Raw genomic sequence first — 16502 nt, forward strand, 5'->3', positions numbered from 1 at the left:
CCCGATGGCAGGGATCGGGTCACATCGCGGCAAGCCGCTGGTCGAGTCGGCGTAACTCCATGCGCCACAGGACGAATCCGGTGAGCAGCAGTAGAACACCGAGGACGACGCAGATGTGGGCCAGCGGTTCCGTGTAGCGGCCTCCGGCGGCGGTGATGCCTACTCCCGTCGCTGCTGTCCCGGCGAGGATCGGCGCGAATCCCGACGACACTCCGGCACGGCGTGCGACCACGCATCTGAGGAAGATTGCGATACCCGCGACGATGCCGACCGTTGCGATCGCCGTCGAGCTGGGCGCGAACACCGAGCAGATGCCGACGACGATCAGCCCGACGCCGGGCGTCACCATTGTGTCGGTGAGCAATTTCCCGTACGCCCGGGATCGATTGCCGATCGCGCGGACTCGGCTCTCGATCTCCTGCGATTCCGCGTGTGCATCCGCTACGAGTTCGCGGACCTCGGCGTGCAGGTCCAGGAACCTTTTACCGAGCGCCTCCACTTCGGCCATGATCTCCGCGGAGTCGGCGACGTCTTGGTCTCCGCGCTGCGGGAACCAGGGCACGAACTCGGCGGGGGCTTGGCGAAGCCTCCGGCCGAGTTCCGCTGTCACCGTGATCGGCTGACTGTGCAGGACGACGAAGATGCTGTCGCCGCCCGAGACCACTTCGATGTCGTATCCACCGTTGCTTCCCTCGACGAGCGCGATACGTTCGGCCACCCGCTGCGTTTTCCCCACGGTGAAGCCTTCGGCGGTGAGGACTTCCGGGACGGCGTCCAAGAAGGCCGGTGGCGTGGCGGCTTGGCCCGCGATGAGAACAACCCTCGCCCGTACGCGGTCGCCGTTTCGCTCGGTGTACCAATGGCGCCAGACCTTCGACGGATTCGGCAGGTTACCGGTAAGACGTGGCCACATCGCGGACAGCACTGCGGCGACAGCCTGGGCGGCGATTCCGGGAGTGACTCCAGGATGGTCGTAAGAGTCGTTCATGGCCCTCGAAAATCTTTGTGTCCGGCCAGTTTAGCCGAATCCACAGAGCAGGGCAGACGGCGTCGACCGTCCGCCCTACGGTGGCGAATCAGACAAGCGACCGGAAGAACTCGCGGACGTCGCCGATCATCAGCTCGGGCACCTCCAGTGCCGGGAAATGGCCGCCGGAGTAGAACTCCGACCAGTGGGTGACGTTGTGGGTGCGTTCGGCGAAGCGGCGGATGGCATAGTCGCCGTCCTTGAAGACCGCGACACCGGTCGGCACGGTGCCCTTGGGTTTCGGGGCGAACATGGCCGCGTCGTGGAAGCGCTCGTAGTACAGGTTGGCGACGCTGCGGGCGGTATCGGTGAACCAGTAGATGCTCACGGTGGTGAGCAGGCGGTCGAGGTCGACGGCCTGTTCGGGCAGGTCGTGCGATCGGTCGGTCCACTCCTGGTACTTCTCGACGATCCAGCCGAGCTGGCCGGCCGGAGAGTCGGCGAGCAACTGGGCGATGGTGTTCGGGCGCGAGCCCTGCAGATTCATGTAGGCCGAGCCGTCGTCCTGGAATTTCTTCATCGCGGCGAGCCGCGCCTTCTCCGCGTCGGTGAGGGAGGCCATGTCGGCTGGGTCGCCGGTCGGGAAGGTGACCAGCGCGTTCACGTGCACCCCGAGCACGTGATCGGTGTCTATCCGCGCCAGGGCCGGGGCGATGAACGCACCGTGGTCGCCGCCCTGCACGCCGTAGCGGTCATAACCGAGGCGGGCCATGAGTTCGGCCAGCGCCGCCGCGATCCGGCCGTCGTTCCAGCCCGTCTCGGTGATCGGCCCGGAGAAACCGTGGCCGGGCAGCGACGGGATGACCAGGTGGAAGGCGGGTGCGTCCGGGGCGCCGTGCGCGGCGGGGTCGGTGAGCGGTCCGATCACGTCGCGAAAGTCGGCCACCGAGCTGGGCCAGCCGTGCAGCAGCAGCAACGGGGTGGCGTTCTGCCGGGCCGAACGCACGTGCAGGAAGTGCACGTTCTGGCCGGTGATGGTGGTGGTGAACTGCGGGTAGGCGTTCAACTCCGCCTCGGCCACGCGCCAGTCGAACTTCTCGACCCAGTACCCGGCCAGCTCCTTCAGGTAGGCGGTCGGCACGCCGCGTTCCCAGCCGGCACCGGGCACATCGTCGATCCACCGAGTGCGGGCCAAGCGCAAGCGAAGGTCATCCAGGTCGGCTTGCGGAACGTCGATACGGAAGGGGCGAATCTCTGTGTTCGTCATGCCATTGATACTTCGGGTAAAGAGGCGCCCCCCGAATCACTCGAATTCGTTATTCCCCGATTCACGCATCCCCCGACAAATATCGAACACCACCGACTCCACCCCACCTCCTGAAGTCCGCGAGTGGCACACCACTGCGGCATCGGCCGAGAAGACCTCACGCTGGTGTGCCACTCGCGAACTTCAGGTCGGTGGTTGGCGCCGAGCGCGCGGGGCGGGCATGATCGCGCCGTGGTCAGCCTTCCGGTACGCGGCGCCTTCGTGGGGCGGGCCGCCGAACTCACGGCGTTGCAGGATGCTCACCGGGATCCGGCGGTGCATACCGTGCTGGTCGGGGGTGAAGCGGGCATCGGCAAGTCGCGATTGGTGGCGGAGTTCGGGACGCGGCTCGATGCTCGCACGGCGGTGGTGTCGGGACGGTGCCCGGAATTCGGTGCGAAGGGAGTTCCGTTCGCTCCGTTCATCGCGGTCATGCGCGCACTGCTGCGCGACAAAGGTGTGGAGGCTCTCGCGGCGCTGCTTCCGGCGCGACCGGCCCTGGCGCGCTGGCTTCCCGGACTGGCGGCGCGGTCTGACGGGGCGGAGGTCGACACCGACAGGATCCGGTTGTTCGGCGAGATCTTGACCGTGCTGGAACAGTTCGCCATGACCGAGCCGCTGGTGGTGGTGCTGGAAGATCTTCACTGGTCCGACGACGCCGGCCTGGACTTGCTCGCCTTCCTGGTGGCCAACATCGCCGAAGGGGATCTGTTCTTGGTCGGCACTTACCGGCCCGCCGATTCCGGGCCGCTGCGCAAGCTGGTCACCGGCCTGCGCCGAGACCCGAGCGTCCGCCTGCTCTCGACGGCGCCGCTGACCAAGCACGAGGTCGGCAGGCAGCTGGCCGCGCTGCGCGGCAGAGAACCGGAACCGGGGACGATCACGCGCGTCTTCGAACGCAGCAGAGGAATCCCGCTGTTCGTGGAGGCGCTCGGCCCCGCACCCGAGGACACGCCCGCCGAGCTGTCCGAGCTGTTGCTCGGTCCTCTGTCGGACCTGCCCGCTCAGGCAGCATCGGTGCTGCGGCTCGCGGCGGCGGCCGGGTCACCGGTCCGGCACACCGTGCTGGCGGCGGCTTCCGACCTCGCCGAGGACGCGCTGACCACAGCGTTGCGGCTGCTGGTCGACCAGCAGCTGCTGGTGCCCGACGACACCGGTTACGCGTTCCGGCACGTCCTCATCCGCGACGCCGTCTACGCCGACTTGCTGCCGGCCGAACGAAAACGATTGCACAGAAGCATTTCTCGTGCACTGATCGCGCTCCGCGAACGCGATGCGGGCCAATGCCCCTCCGGCGAGCTGGCCTCTCACGCGTATGCCGCCGGAGAATTCACCTCCGCAATCCAGGCCGCCTGGGAAGCGGCGGCGGAAGCGAGAAGTGTCGGGGCGCACCGTGTCGAGGTGCGCCATCTGGACCGAGTGCTCGAATCGTGGGATCAGGTGGCGGAAGCGGCGAGCCGAGTGGACGCCGAGCGGATCGAGGTCGTGGAAGCGGTCGTGGCGGCATGCTATCGGGGCGGCGTCATCGAGCGCGGGATCGCGGCGGCCGACGAGGCGCTGGCCGCCATCGATGCGGGGACCGAGCCGGAGCGTGTCGCCCGGCTGCGCTACTACCGCGCCGGACTGCGCAATCAGAGCAGTGGCGGCGGCGAAGACGACCTGCGCGCGGCATTGGCATGTCTTCCGTCGAACCGTCCGACTCTGCTACGCGGCGAGGTGCTCGCCGAGCTCGCCGCGGCACGGGCGTTCAGCGGCGCGGCGGCCGCGGCCGAGCACGACGCGCGTGCCGCCGTCGAGGTAGCCGAACAGTTGCGTGATGTCCCCACCGCCCACGACACCTCATCGGTCACGGCTACGGCACTCCGCCCGCCGGGCGTGATCGAGGAGGCGGCCGGTGCGGATGTCGCGACCGCAGTGAGCCACTGGCGGCGTTCGAGCGTCCTTCGCGAGGACCGGAGCGCCGCGTCACTGGCCGCGCGTGCCCACGCCTATCTCGGGCTGGCCACCGCGGACCGTCCGGACGTCGCCATGGCCCATTTCGAGCAGGCGCATGCCGCCGCGAAGGCCGCGGGAGATCCGGGCACCTTGGTGACCGTGGTGCTGTGGGAAACAGCGCTGCTGGTGTCTGCGGGCGCCGACGAGGCGGCCATCGCGGCGATCCAACAGGGGTTGCGTGCCGCGCACGAGAGCTACCGATTCGCCGAGGCCGCGCCGATTCTGCTGGTCAAATGGGCGCAGGCGCTCACCGCCCTGGGCCGCTGGAACGAAGCGCTCGATCTGATCGACGAATCGCTCACCGAGCAGTTGCCCCCGTTGAGCACCGCCGCGCTGCTGCTGTGTCACGCGCGGATCATGCTGGCGCGTGGCGACGACGAGGCCGCGACGACGAGCGCTGCGAACGCCCAGCCCTTGCTCGGAGATCGGCGCTGGGCCAGGCAATATCAGATCCAGCTGCACACCGTGCAGACCGAGATCGCGCTCGCAACGGGCAATCCGCAGCGCGCCGCCGAGATCGGCGCAGCGACGCTCACCGCGGACGATCTGGCCGCGCACCATCACGAGGCATGGGCGCTGGCCGATGCTGTCGCCCGAACTCGCTGCGCCCCATTGGTTCTCCACTCCGTAACGGAAAGGCTGCCGGTGACCACCGCGGTCGACGCCGCATACCGGAATTCCTGCCACGCCGTGCGCAGTGGCCGTCCCGCCGACTGGACCGCGGTAGCTTCTTCCTGGCGAACCCTGCGCCGGCCATTCGAGCTGGCCCGCAGCCTGCTCGAATCCGGCACAGCGGAATTGGCCGCGGGTGATCGTGTGGCAGCGCGCAGCGCCCTGCGGTCCGTTCTCCGGCTCGCGGACGAGGTGGCGGCGGCGCCACTCGCCGAGCAGGCCAGGCAGCTGGCCGATCGCGCCGGGATCGAACTCGCCGACTCCGGTAGCCAGCCTGCCACGGCCCGGCCGGCGAACACCTCTGGCCTGACCCCGCGTGAACTCGACGTGCTACGCCTGGTGGCCACGGGCGCGAGCAACCGTCGGATCGCGGCCGAGTTGTTCATCAGCGCCAACACCGCGGGCGTGCACGTCTCGCGGATTCTCACCAAGCTCGATGCGTCCAGCCGCACCGAGGCGGCCGCGATCGCGCGAGAACGCGGATTGCTCGTCTCCGGGTGAGGACGCGCGGCGACTGCCTGCCTCCGCGCATGAACCGACGCCGCAGAGCGGCGAACGCGGCCGGGCAGCGGGCGGCGAGACTGCCGAAGCCGAGGCGGGGACTACCGGCCCCCTGTCTCACCGCCGCATCGTAAGATACAGTAAGTCGAACATGTCTCGAAAGGACTGGTTGATGCGGTCGACCCTGCTGTCCCGGCGCGATCTCGATTTCCTGCTCTACGAGTGGTTGGACGTCGAGGGACTGACCAAGCGCGCGCGGTACGCCGAGCACTCGCGGGAGACCTTCGACGCCGTGCTCGAGCTCAGCGAGCAGCTCGCCACCAAGTACTTCGCGCCGCACAACAAGCTCAACGACGCCAACGAGCCCACCTTCGACGGCGAACGCGTGACCATCATCCCGGAGGTGGGCCAGGCGCTGGCCGCCTTCGCCAAGGCCGGACTGCCCTCGGCGGCAATGGATTACGAACTGGGCGGCGCACAGCTGCCCGCGACCGTCGCGCAGGCGAGCTACGCCTGGTTCCAGGCGGCCAACCCCGGCACCGCGGGCTACCCGTTCCTCACCGTCGCCAACGCGAATCTGCTCATCGCGCATGGACCCGAGCACGTCGAGAAGTTCGTCGAGCCCATGCTCGAGGGCCGCTTCTTCGGCACCATGTGCCTGTCGGAGCCGCAGGCCGGGTCGTCGCTGGCCGACATCGTCACCCGCGCCGAACCGCAGGACGACGGTACGTACCGCCTCTTCGGCACCAAGATGTGGATCTCGGGCGGCGATCACGAACTCGGCGAGAACATCGTCCACCTGGTGCTGGCCAAGATCCCCGGCGGGCCCGCGGGCACCAAGGGCATCTCGCTGTTCGTGGTGCCCCGGTTCCTGGTCGGCGACGACGGTTCGATCGGCGAGCGCAACGACGTCGCGCTGGCCGGGCTCAACCACAAGATGGGCTTTCGCGGCACGGTCAACACCGTGCTGAATTTCGGCGAGGGTCGCTGGACGCCGGGCGGCGCGCCCGGCGCGGTCGGCTACCTGGTCGGCGAGCCGCATCGCGGATTGACCTACATGTTCCACATGATGAACGAGGCGCGCATCGGCGTCGGCTTGGTCGCCACGGCGCTCGGCTACACCGGGTATCTCGAGTCGCTGGACTACGCGCGCACGCGCACGCAGGGCCGGGCCAAGCTCCCCGCCGACCCGTCCTCGCCGCAGCGGCCGATCATCGAGCACGCCGACGTCAAGCGCATGCTGCTGGCACAGAAGTCCTATGCCGAAGGCGCTCTGGCGCTGGTGCTCTACTGCGCGCGACTGGTCGACGACCAGCGCACCGCCGAATCCGAGGACGAACGCCGCGCGGTCACCCTGCTGCTGGACATCCTCACCCCGATCGCGAAGAGCTGGCCCTCGCAGTGGTGCCTGGAGGCCAACAGCCTCGCCATCCAGGTGCTCGGCGGCTACGGCTACACCCGCGAATACAACGTCGAACAGCATTACCGGGACAACCGGCTCAACCCGATCCACGAGGGCACGCACGGCATCCAGGGCTTGGACCTGCTGGGACGCAAGGTCACTCAGCAGGGCGGCGCCAGCCTGCTCGCGCTCGGTTCGCGCGTCGACGCGACCATCACGGCCGCACGCGCGTCGGGCGGCGAAGCGGCCGAGCTCGCCGCTGAGCTGGATTCGGCATGGCGGCGGTTGGTCGAGGTGACCGCCGGACTGTTCGCCACCGGTGATGTCGAGGCCGCGCTGGCCAACAGCTCGGTGTATCTGGAAGCGTTCGGGCACACCGTGCTGGCCTGGATCTGGCTCGAACAGTTCCTCGCCGCTGGGGAGCGTTCCGGTGATTTCTACGATGGGAAGCGGCACGCGGCCCGGTTCTTCTATCGTTTCGAATTGCCGAAGACCGCACCGGCGCTGGATCTGCTCGCCAGGCTGGACCGGACTACTCTGCAGATGCGCGACGCCTGGTTCTGAACGCGGCCCGTTTCGATACACTCTCTCGAAGATGTATCATTCCGCGGTGATCGATTCCAGCCAGCGGACCACTCGCCCTCCCGGCCGACCGGCCTCCGCGACCAGGGAACAGGTCATCGAGCACGCTCGCCGGGCGTTCCTGGCCGGTGAACGCGTGGACATCCAGGCGATCGCCGGACAACTCGGGCTCAGCCGCGCGTCGGTCTACCGCTGGTTCGGCTCCCGCGACGGGGTGCTCGGTGCGGTCCTGGCCGGGGAGTTCGAGGCGCTGCTCACCCGCGCCGACGCCCGCCGCCGCTCCACCGGAGCGCGGCGCATCCTGGACGTGCTGTACCGGGTCAACCGGTGGATGACCGACAACGAACCGTTCCGGCGCTACTTCGAGAACGAGCCGCTGTCCGGGCTGCGCATCCTCACCGCGGGCGACGGACCGGTGCAACCGCTGGTCGTCGGCACCGTCCGCGAGCTGATCATCCGCGCCACGGAGGAGGACGGCTACACCCCGCCGCTGGAACCGGCGCTGCTGGCCTACGCGCTGGTCCGGCTCGGCGAGGCATTCCTGTACAACGACAGCGTCGCGGGCATCCGCGGGGACGTCGACCGGCTGCACGAGGTCCAGGCGGCGCTGCTGGGCATCCCCGAGGCCATCACGCCGTAGCGCACCGCGACCCCGAGGCGCATCCCGAGACCTTCCGGGTTCCGGATCCGCTGATCCGCGGCGGCACGACGGGCGTCCGGCCGGGCGCGCGAGCACCCGGCTCGACCGGGCGGGCAGCGCAGGACGACGCTCGCTCCGGCGTGCATCACCGTCCCCGGCCGATGAACGGACTATCTACGGTTCGCCTCCGTAGATTTCGGCCCGCACCTGCCCCGACGGCGTAATTCGAATCGGCCTGATCGAAATGCGCTCCGCGTCGCGCGGGTGGCGTAATGCCCGAGCGTTGCCGCATATCGCCAGGTCGGGCCGGGAAGCGCCCGGCGCAATAACATCCCCTGATTTCCGTCGGCGGTCAGCGTGGCGCCGACCCGCCCGCGACCCCGTTATCGTCGCTATTCGTGCAGGTCAGCGATGGAAAGGCGGAGACGGTGGCAGCGGAACCCACGCCGGTGCGGCAGTTGCGCGCCGATCAAGCGCGGCGGGTGGCCGACATCTTGCGCCACCAACTGCACGCGGGCGCGTTCGACGGCGCGCTGCCGAGCGAACAGGAGCTCGCCGCCGAGTACGGCTCCTCCCGCAACACCGTCCGCGACGCGTTGGCACTGTTGAAGGACGAGGGCTTGATCGACCGGGCGCCCAAAGTGGGCACCCGGGTGGCCACCCGCAAGTACGACCATGGCCTGGACGCGCTGCTCGGCTTGCAGGAGACGTTCAAGGGCCACGGCACCGTACGTAACGAGGTGCGCGCGGCGATGCACGTCGCCGCTCCGCCCGCCGTCGCCCGCAGGCTCGGCCTGGCGCCGGGCGAGCGCGTGGTCTACCTGGAGCGGCTGCGCTACCTCGCGGATCTGCCGCTGAGCCTCGACCTCACCTACCTCGTGCCCGACATCGGCACCGAGGTGCTCGGCCACGACCTCGAGCACACCGACGTCTTCGTGCTGCTCGAACGCATCAGCGGCCACTCGCTCGGCTCGGCCGACCTCGCCCTGGAGGCGGTGCCCGCCGACCCGCACACCGCCTCCACCCTCGACGTCCCCGGCGGCGCGCCGCTGCTGATGCTGGAACGACTGACCCGGCTCGACGACGGCCGCCCGGTGGATCTGGAGTACATCCGCATGCGCGGCGACCGCATCACCATGCGCGGCAGCCTGACCCGCAGCACCCCCGAATGGAAGGTCCTCTAGATGGCACTCGTGAACCAGCGCGCCGACATCCCCGTCACCATCGATGAGTCGCTGTGCATCCAGGGCTGCACGCTGTGCGTCGAGATCTGCCCCCTCGACTCCCTGGCCATCAACCCCGAGAACGGCAAGGCCTTCATGCACGTGGACGAGTGCTGGTACTGCGGTCCCTGCGCGGCCCGCTGCCCCACCGGCGCCGTCACCGTCAACATGCCCTACCTGCTCCGCTGATCTGGAAGACCGATGAAAGTGAAATTCGCCCCCGTCCTGCTCGCCGCCGCGCTCGCGCTCGCCGGGTGCTCGCTGGAGCAGAGCGACGACACACCGGCGGGCACCGTCAAGGTGGTCGTCGGCTACCAGTCCAAGACCATCAACACCGTCACCGCGGGCACTCTGCTCCGCGCGCAGGGTTACCTCGAGCAGCGGCTGCAGAAGATCACCGAAAGCGGCGGGGCCAAGTACCAGGTCGAGTGGCAGGACTACGACACGGGCGCGCCGATCACCGCGCAGATGGTGGCCGAAAAGATCGACATCGGGTCGATGGGTGACTACCCGCTGCTGATCAACGGCTCCCGCACCCAGGTCAACGAGCGCTCGCGCACCGAGCTGGTGTCGGTCACCGGGTACAACCCCAAGGGCGCGCTGAACATGGTCGTGGTGCCGAACGATTCGGCGGCCACCGGCATCGCCGACCTGGCCGGACAGAAGATCTCGGCCAGCGTCGGCTCGGCCGGGCACGGCACGCTGGTGCAGGCGCTGTCGCGGGCCGGGATCGATCCGGCCAAGGGCGTGGAGGTGCTCAACCAGCAGCCGCAGGTCGGCGCGACGGCCTTGGAATCCCGTCAGGTGGGCGCGCTGTCCCAGTTCGTGGCGTGGCCGGGGCTGGTCGTCTTCCAGAACAAGGCCAAGCTGCTCTACGACGGCGCCGAACTCGGCGTGCCGACCTTCCACGGCGTGGTCGCCCGGCGCGCCTACGCCGCCGAGCACCCGGAGGTGCTGCAGGCGTTCCTGGCCGCGCAACTGGACGCCACCCGGTTCCTGCGGGAGAAGCCGTTCGAGGCCGCGAAGATCGTCGCCGACGGGTCCGGACTGCCGCCGGAGGTGGTGTACCTCTACAACGGCCCCGGCGGAACGAGTTTCGACACCACGCTCAAGCCGAGCCTGATCAACGCGCTCAAAGGCGATGTGGCATATCTGAAGTCGATCGGCGACTTCGCGGACCTGGACATCGACCGGTTCGTCGACGACGGGCCGCTGCGCAAGGCGTACGCGGAGACCGGCGGCGGCGACTACGACCGTGACCTGGCGTCCACCGCCAACCCGGCCCGGGTGAGCGGCGCCGACCCCGTTTGCGGCAAAGCGGCGGAGAATCCCGCGCTGGCCGGCGAGCTGTGGGTGGACGGTGCATCCCAGCCGCAACCGGCCGCGGATCCGACCTGCCTGCTGCGCGCCGTCCAGGCCGCGAAGGCGCAGGGCAAGACGATCCGGGCGGCCTATGTCCCGGACACCGAACTGGGCACCCGCTGGTTCGCCGACAAGTCGATCTGGCTGCGCGACGGCGCCGCCTACCTGCCTTTCACCACCCCCGCGGCCGCGCAGCGCTACCGGCAGGCGCATCCGTCCGCCGCGCCGGTCACCTACGACCAGGCCGTCACGGAAGTACGCGGATGACCAGCGAACTCGCCGCACCGGCGGTGCCGGTCACGGCCGAACCCACCGTCACCCGAGCGGCGGCCACACCGACGCCGCGCTCGGCTTGGCGCTCGCGCCTGCTGCGGGTGGCCTCCGTCGCCGTCGCGGTCGGTCTGTGGCAGCTGCTCACGGTCAACAACGTGCGGGCGGGCCTGCGTTTCGACACGCTGCCGACCGTCACCGAGATCGTCGCCGAATTCGGCACGCAGCTGCGCGCCGACCAGTACTACCTGGACATCGCGCAGTCGCTGATCCGGATCGTCACCGGCTTCGGGCTGGCGGCGGTGATCGGCGTCATCGCGGGCATCGGCCTGGGCCGGTCGCGGCTGCTGGCCGACACCTTCGGCCCGTTGGCCGAACTGGTCCGGCCGATCCCGGCCATCGCCCTGGTCCCGGTCGCGATCCTGCTGTTCCCCAGCGACGAATCCGGCATCGTGTTCATCACCTTCACCGCGTCACTGTTCCCGGTGCTGGTGAGCACCAGGCATGCGGTGCGCGCCCTGCCGACGATCTGGGAGGACGCGGTGCGCACGCTCGGCGCGTCCCGGCTGGACGTGCTCGCGCGCGTGGTGTTCCCCGGCATCCTGCCCGGCGTCTTCAGCGGACTGTCCGTCGGTGTCGGCGTGGCGTGGATCTGTCTCATCTCCGCGGAGATGATCTCCGGCCGCCTCGGCGTCGGCTACCGCACCTGGCAGGCCTACACCATCGTGGACTATCCGGCGGTGTTCGTCGGCATGATCACCATCGGCGTCCTCGGTTTCGCGACTTCGGGGCTGGTCGAACTGGCCGGCCGCCGCATCACCCGCTGGCTGCCCAGGGAGGTCGAAGCATGACCACAGTGATCGAAGCACCGGCATCGACCGGAATGCGCCTGAGCCTGACCGGCGTCCGGATCGCCTACGGCGGCGAACCGGTGCTCGACGGCCTCGACCTGTCGATCGCGCCGGGGGAAATCCTCGTCGTGGTCGGCAAATCCGGCTGCGGCAAGTCGACGTTGCTGCGCGCGATCGCCGGACTGCGCGCGCCGGAAGGCGGAGCCGTGCTGGCCGACGGCGACCCCGTCACCGGACCCGCGGCCGACCGCGCCCTGGTGTTCCAGGACGACGCGCTGTTGCCGTGGCGCACCGTACGCCAGAACATCGAACTCGCCCTGCGCCTGCGCGGAACCCCCCGGGCCGAGCGCAGAGCCACCGCGCTGCACTGGGTGGACGAGGTCGGGCTCACCGGGTACGCCGACTACCTGCCGCGCGACCTGTCCGGCGGCATGCGCCAGCGCGTGCAGCTGGCGCGCAGCCTGGCCGCCGCGCCGCGCGCTGTGCTGATGGACGAGCCGTTCGGCGCGCTGGACACCCAGACGAGGGAGACCATGCAGCGCCTGCTGATCCAGACCTGGCGAGCCCACCCCACCACCATCGTCTTCGTCACCCACGACCTCGATGAAGCCCTGCTGCTCGGCGACCGCATCGCCGTACTCGGCGGCGGCACGCTGCGCGCGCTGGTCCCCGTGCCCAGCCCGCGCGAGGCGATCGACCGGTCCGCGACGAAGGCCGAGATCCTGGAGAGACTGTGAACATTCCGCCCCTGTCGGAACGGATTCGGCTGGATTGCGACGTGCTCGTCATCGGCGGCGGCACGGCGGGCACGATGGCCGCGCTCACCGCCGCCGAGCAGAGCGCGAACGTGCTGCTGCTGGAGAAGGCGCACGTGCGGCACTCCGGTGCGCTGGCCATGGGCATGGACGGCGTGAACAACGCCGTGATCCCGGGCAAGGCCGAACCGGAGGACTACGTCGCCGAGATCACCCGGGCCAACGACGGCATCGTCGACCAGCGCACCATCTATCAGACCGCGACGCGCGGCTTCGCCATGGTGCAGCGGCTGGAGCGCTACGGGGTGAAGTTCGAGAAGGACGAGTACGGCGAGTACGCGGTGCGCCGGGTGCATCGCTCCGGCTCGTACGTGCTGCCGATGCCCGAGGGCAAGGACGTCAAGAAGGCGCTGTATCGCGTGCTGCGCCAGCGCAAGATGCGCGAGAAGATCCGCATCGAGAACCGGCTGATGCCGGTGCGCGTGCTCACCGACAACGGGCGCGCGGTCGGCGCCGCCGCCCTGCACACCCGCACCGGCGAATTCGTGGCCGTCGGCGCGAAAGCGGTGATCCTGGCCACCGGACCGTGCGGCAGGCTCGGGCTGCCCTCCAGCGGATACCTCTACGGCACCTACGAGAACCCCACGAACGCGGGCGACGGCTACTCGATGGCCTACCACGCGGGCGCCGAACTCAGCGGCATCGAATGCTTCCAGATCAACCCGCTGATCAAGGATTACAACGGCCCGGCCTGCGCGTACGTGGCCAATCCGTTCGGCGGCTACCAGGTCAACGCCGAAGGCGAACGCTTCGTCGACTCCGACTACTGGTCGGGCCAGATGATGGCCGAGGTCAAACGCGAGATCGAATCCGCGCGCGGCCCGATCTATCTCAAGGTGTCGCACCTGCCCGACGAGACGCTCAGCACACTCGAAGGCATCCTGCACACGACCGAGCGCCCGACCCGCGGCACCTTCCACGCCAACCGCGGCCACGACTACCGCACCCACGACATCGAGATGCACATCTCCGAGATCGGCCTGTGCGGTGGGCATTCCGCCTCCGGCGTGTGGGTCGACGAGCACGCGCGCACCACGGTGCCCGGCCTGTACGCGGCGGGCGATCTGGCGTGCGTGCCGCACAACTACATGATCGGCGCGTTCGTCTTCGGTGATCTGGCCGGCACGCACGCCGCGTCCACCCTGGCCGAGGTCACCGCGCCGGACGAGCTGCCCGAGGACCAGCTGGCCGCGGCCCACGAGCTGATCTACCGGCCGCTGCGTCAGCCGGACGGGCCGCCGCAACCGCAGGTCGAATACAAACTGCGGCGTTTCGTGAACGACTATGTCGCGCCGCCCAAGACGGCGACCAAGCTGGCCATCGCGGTGGAGACCTTCGACCGGATGCGCGCGGAGGTCGACGGCATCGGCGCGCGCACCCCGCACGAGCTGATGCGCGCGGTGGAGGTGTCGTTCATCCGCGACTGCGCCGAGATGGCCGCGCGCAGTTCACTGACCAGGACCGAATCCCGTTGGGGCCTCTACCACGAGCGCGCCGACCTACCCGAACGCGACGATGTCGAATGGCGATACCACCTCAACCTGCGCAAGAACCCCGACGGAACCATGGCGTTCCTGAAGCGGCCGGTGGCGCCGTACCTGGTTCCCGTGCCCGGGCTCGACGACCTGCCCTCGGCCGATGCCGAGGCGGTGCCGGTGCACCAGCCGCACCAGCCCGTCGGCCGTGCGCCGCACACCGGCGTCGGCGCTGAGCACGACCGGACCGAAGCCGGTACCGCGCAGCCCGCCACTCCCCCGTCACCGCGCATCGTCGCACTGCTCGCGCTCGACGAGCCCACGGTGACGCAATTGTCGGCCTACCTGACTGATCCGGACGCGGGCGTACGGGCCGCGGCGATCTCGGTGCTGACCGAGCACACACCGGAGGGCTTCGCCACCGCCCTGGGCGGGGCGTTGGACGACGAGGCGGCTTCGGTCCGCCGCGCCGCCGCGGCCAGCCTGCGCGAACTCGTCGAGGTGCTGCCCTCGGCCGCGGGACTCGCCGACCGGCTCGGTTCGCCGGATCCCGTCGTGCGGTCCACCGTGATCGATCTGTTGCGCGCGCTGCGGGCGGGCGAGGCCGCGCAGTATCGCGCCGCGCTCGCGGATGGGGATCATCGCGTCCGCATCGAGGCGGTTCGCGCGCTCGTCTCGCTGAACGATCGCGACGGTGTCGCCACTCTGGCCACCGACGAGAACCGGGAGGTGCGGATCGCGGTCGCTCAGGGCCTGGCCGCCATCGGCGACGGCGGAACCGAGGTGATCCGCCGCCTCGGCGACGACCAGGACCCGCTGGTCCGCGCCGCGGCGCTGACCGCGTTCGCCCAGCTCGGCGCCGAGCCCGCGGACGTCGCCGCGCTGGACGCCGCCCTGCGCCACTCGGCCTGGCAGATCCGGCAGGGCGCGGCGCGCGGACTCGCGGGCGCCGACCCGGACCTCGCGGTGCCGATTCTGGCTGCGGCGCTGCACGACCCGCATCTGGACGTCCGCAAGGCGGCGGTGCTGTCGCTGTCGGCATGGCCGGACCTGCCCGCCGCGCACGACGCGCTGCGCGCCGCGATCGACGACACCGATGCCGACGTGCGCGCGTATGCCCGGCGGGCGCTGGCCACCCAGCCCACGGCGTAGAGCGACATGGTTGCCGCAGCTCGAATCGCTGATTAAATTAGCGGCTCGACCGTTGCCGACGCGCTAACCAGGGTATAGCCGGGTGACGGGGCGGCCGACGACGAGTCCGTCGCCGTTCTCCATCAGCAGCGACGGGAGTGTGGCGTTGACCGTGCCGAACGGGCTGGATCTCGCCGTGCTCGCCGCTCTCGCGGTCGCCGCGGTGCTCGGCTGGCGCCGCGGCGCGATCGTAGGACTGCCCGGGTTCGCGGGTGGTCTGGCGGGGGCGATCCTCGGCGCGGCGCTCTCGGCCGCGACGCTCGGCCAGTTCGCCCCGGGCCCCGTGCGGCTTCTGCTCGCGCTGACGGTGATCGCCGGAATGGTCGCGTTCGGCGCGATCGCCGGGCATCGGGCCGGACGAGCCGCGCGCGCCGCGGTTTCCGGTCCGGTCACGCGACGCGCCGACGCCCTCTGCGGGTGCCTCGTCCACGCCCTCGCGGTCCCGCTGGTGGTGTGGTTGTTCGCCGCACCGCTGGAATCCGCCGCCTTGGTACGTGATTCGACGACCGTGCGAACCGTCGACGGCGTCGCGCCGTTCTGGCTGTCCGGACTGTCCGAGGTGCTCACCGGGCCGATCGTGGACGCGGGCATCGGCCGCCCGCTCGCGCCGCCCGATCCGGGCATCACCGAGGGTCCGATGCCCGCAGCACTGCGGCCGAGCGTCCTGCGTGTCCAGGATCTCGCGCCGACCTGCGGGGTGCGCCAGTCCGGTTCCGGATTCGTCATCGCGCCGGAGCGCGTGCTGACCAACGCGCACGTCGTCGCCGGATCGAGCAAAGTCTCCGTCGACACCGCGACCGGAGCGCTCGCCGCGACGGTCGTGCAGTTCGATCCGACCATGGACATCGCGGTGCTCGCCGTCCCCGGTCTCGCCGCGCCCGCCCTCACCGTCGCCCCCGAACCCGCCGGTCCCGGCACCGACGCCATCGCGCTCGGCTATCCCAGGGGCGGGTCCTACACCGCGTCCGCCACCCGGGTGCGCAGCCGCGCCGCGCGCCAGGTGCGCGACATCTACCGCACCGGTCTCGGCGAACGTGAGATCTATACCCTGGACGGCGCTATCCAGCACGGCAATTCGGGCGGCCCGCTGGTCGACCGCGACGGCCGTGTGCTGGCCATCGTGTTCGGTGTCGACGAGAACAACAGCAACGTCGGGTTCGCCACGAGCCTGCCCGAGGTTCTCGACCGGCTCGACCACGCCTGGCGTTCGGACCGGCCGGTCGACACCGGCCCCTGCGCCGCCTGACCGC

At 69.9% G+C, this 16502-nt stretch carries 12 protein-coding genes; 10 read left to right on the forward strand and 2 right to left on the reverse strand.

Annotation, left to right across the window (positions count from 1 at the left end; all coding sequences use genetic code 11):
* Positions 1-19: 19 nt before the first annotated feature.
* Together QMG86_RS18730 and QMG86_RS18735 are read right to left on the reverse strand one after the other, a co-directional pair.
* Positions 20-988, reverse strand: a complete 969-nt coding sequence (locus QMG86_RS18730; protein ID WP_281873685.1) for a spectrin repeat-containing protein — start codon at positions 986-988, stop codon at positions 20-22.
* 88 nt (positions 989-1076) lie between these two features.
* A complete protein-coding gene (locus QMG86_RS18735) occupies positions 1077-2234 on the reverse strand; it encodes an epoxide hydrolase family protein (protein WP_281873686.1) in 1158 nt (385 codons plus the stop codon).
* Between the two features lie 231 nt (positions 2235-2465).
* On the opposite strand from QMG86_RS18735, the gene QMG86_RS18740 reads away from it, so the two are divergent.
* From QMG86_RS18740 to QMG86_RS18785, 10 genes are all read left to right on the forward strand, one after another.
* Positions 2466-5441, forward strand: a complete 2976-nt coding sequence (locus QMG86_RS18740) for an ATP-binding protein (protein ID WP_281873687.1) — start codon at positions 2466-2468, stop codon at positions 5439-5441.
* 172 nt (positions 5442-5613) lie between these two features.
* Positions 5614-7407 carry an acyl-CoA dehydrogenase gene (locus tag QMG86_RS18745; protein ID WP_281873688.1) on the forward strand — a complete coding sequence of 598 codons (1794 nt, stop codon included), beginning with the start codon at positions 5614-5616 and terminating at the stop codon, positions 7405-7407.
* 46 nt (positions 7408-7453) lie between these two features.
* Positions 7454-8065 (forward strand): QsdR family transcriptional regulator, encoded by a 612-nt coding sequence (locus QMG86_RS18750; protein WP_281873689.1) that lies wholly within the window; start codon positions 7454-7456, stop codon positions 8063-8065.
* Between the two features lie 428 nt (positions 8066-8493).
* On the forward strand, positions 8494-9249 hold the full coding sequence (locus tag QMG86_RS18755; protein WP_434085594.1) for a GntR family transcriptional regulator: 756 nt from the start codon (positions 8494-8496) through the stop codon (positions 9247-9249).
* Entirely contained in the window at positions 9250-9477 is a 228-nt protein-coding gene (locus QMG86_RS18760; RefSeq protein ID WP_039797742.1) for a 4Fe-4S dicluster domain-containing protein, read from the forward strand.
* A gap of 12 nt (positions 9478-9489) precedes the next feature.
* Positions 9490-10917 (forward strand): ABC transporter substrate-binding protein, encoded by a 1428-nt coding sequence (locus QMG86_RS18765; protein ID WP_281873691.1) that lies wholly within the window; start codon positions 9490-9492, stop codon positions 10915-10917.
* Positions 10914-11771 (forward strand): ABC transporter permease, encoded by an 858-nt coding sequence (locus tag QMG86_RS18770; RefSeq protein WP_281873692.1) that lies wholly within the window; start codon positions 10914-10916, stop codon positions 11769-11771. Before QMG86_RS18765 ends, QMG86_RS18770 begins: the two co-directional genes overlap by 4 nt.
* Entirely contained in the window at positions 11768-12508 is a 741-nt protein-coding gene (locus QMG86_RS18775; RefSeq protein ID WP_281873693.1) for an ABC transporter ATP-binding protein, read from the forward strand. Before QMG86_RS18770 ends, QMG86_RS18775 begins: the two co-directional genes overlap by 4 nt.
* Positions 12505-15213 carry a fumarate reductase/succinate dehydrogenase flavoprotein subunit gene (locus QMG86_RS18780; RefSeq protein WP_281873694.1) on the forward strand — a complete coding sequence of 903 codons (2709 nt, stop codon included), beginning with the start codon at positions 12505-12507 and terminating at the stop codon, positions 15211-15213. Before QMG86_RS18775 ends, QMG86_RS18780 begins: the two co-directional genes overlap by 4 nt.
* A gap of 151 nt (positions 15214-15364) precedes the next feature.
* Positions 15365-16498 (forward strand): MarP family serine protease, encoded by a 1134-nt coding sequence (locus QMG86_RS18785; protein ID WP_281881024.1) that lies wholly within the window; start codon positions 15365-15367, stop codon positions 16496-16498.
* Positions 16499-16502: the final 4 nt, after the last annotated feature.

Origin of the sequence: Nocardia sputorum (genome assembly GCF_027924405.1) — a bacterium.
Classification (GTDB): domain Bacteria; phylum Actinomycetota; class Actinomycetes; order Mycobacteriales; family Mycobacteriaceae; genus Nocardia; species Nocardia sputorum.

Coding starts and splice junctions, on each gene's coding strand:
- QMG86_RS18730 (WP_281873685.1), bottom strand. CDS start 988: ATGAACGACTCTTACGACCATCCTGGAGTCACTCCCGGAATCGCCGCC.
- QMG86_RS18735 (WP_281873686.1), bottom strand. CDS start 2,234: ATGACGAACACAGAGATTCGCCCCTTCCGTATCGACGTTCCGCAAGCC.
- QMG86_RS18745 (WP_281873688.1), top strand. CDS start 5,614: ATGCGGTCGACCCTGCTGTCCCGGCGCGATCTCGATTTCCTGCTCTAC.
- QMG86_RS18760 (WP_039797742.1), top strand. CDS start 9,250: ATGGCACTCGTGAACCAGCGCGCCGACATCCCCGTCACCATCGATGAG.
- QMG86_RS18765 (WP_281873691.1), top strand. CDS start 9,490: ATGAAAGTGAAATTCGCCCCCGTCCTGCTCGCCGCCGCGCTCGCGCTC.
- QMG86_RS18770 (WP_281873692.1), top strand. CDS start 10,914: ATGACCAGCGAACTCGCCGCACCGGCGGTGCCGGTCACGGCCGAACCC.
- QMG86_RS18775 (WP_281873693.1), top strand. CDS start 11,768: ATGACCACAGTGATCGAAGCACCGGCATCGACCGGAATGCGCCTGAGC.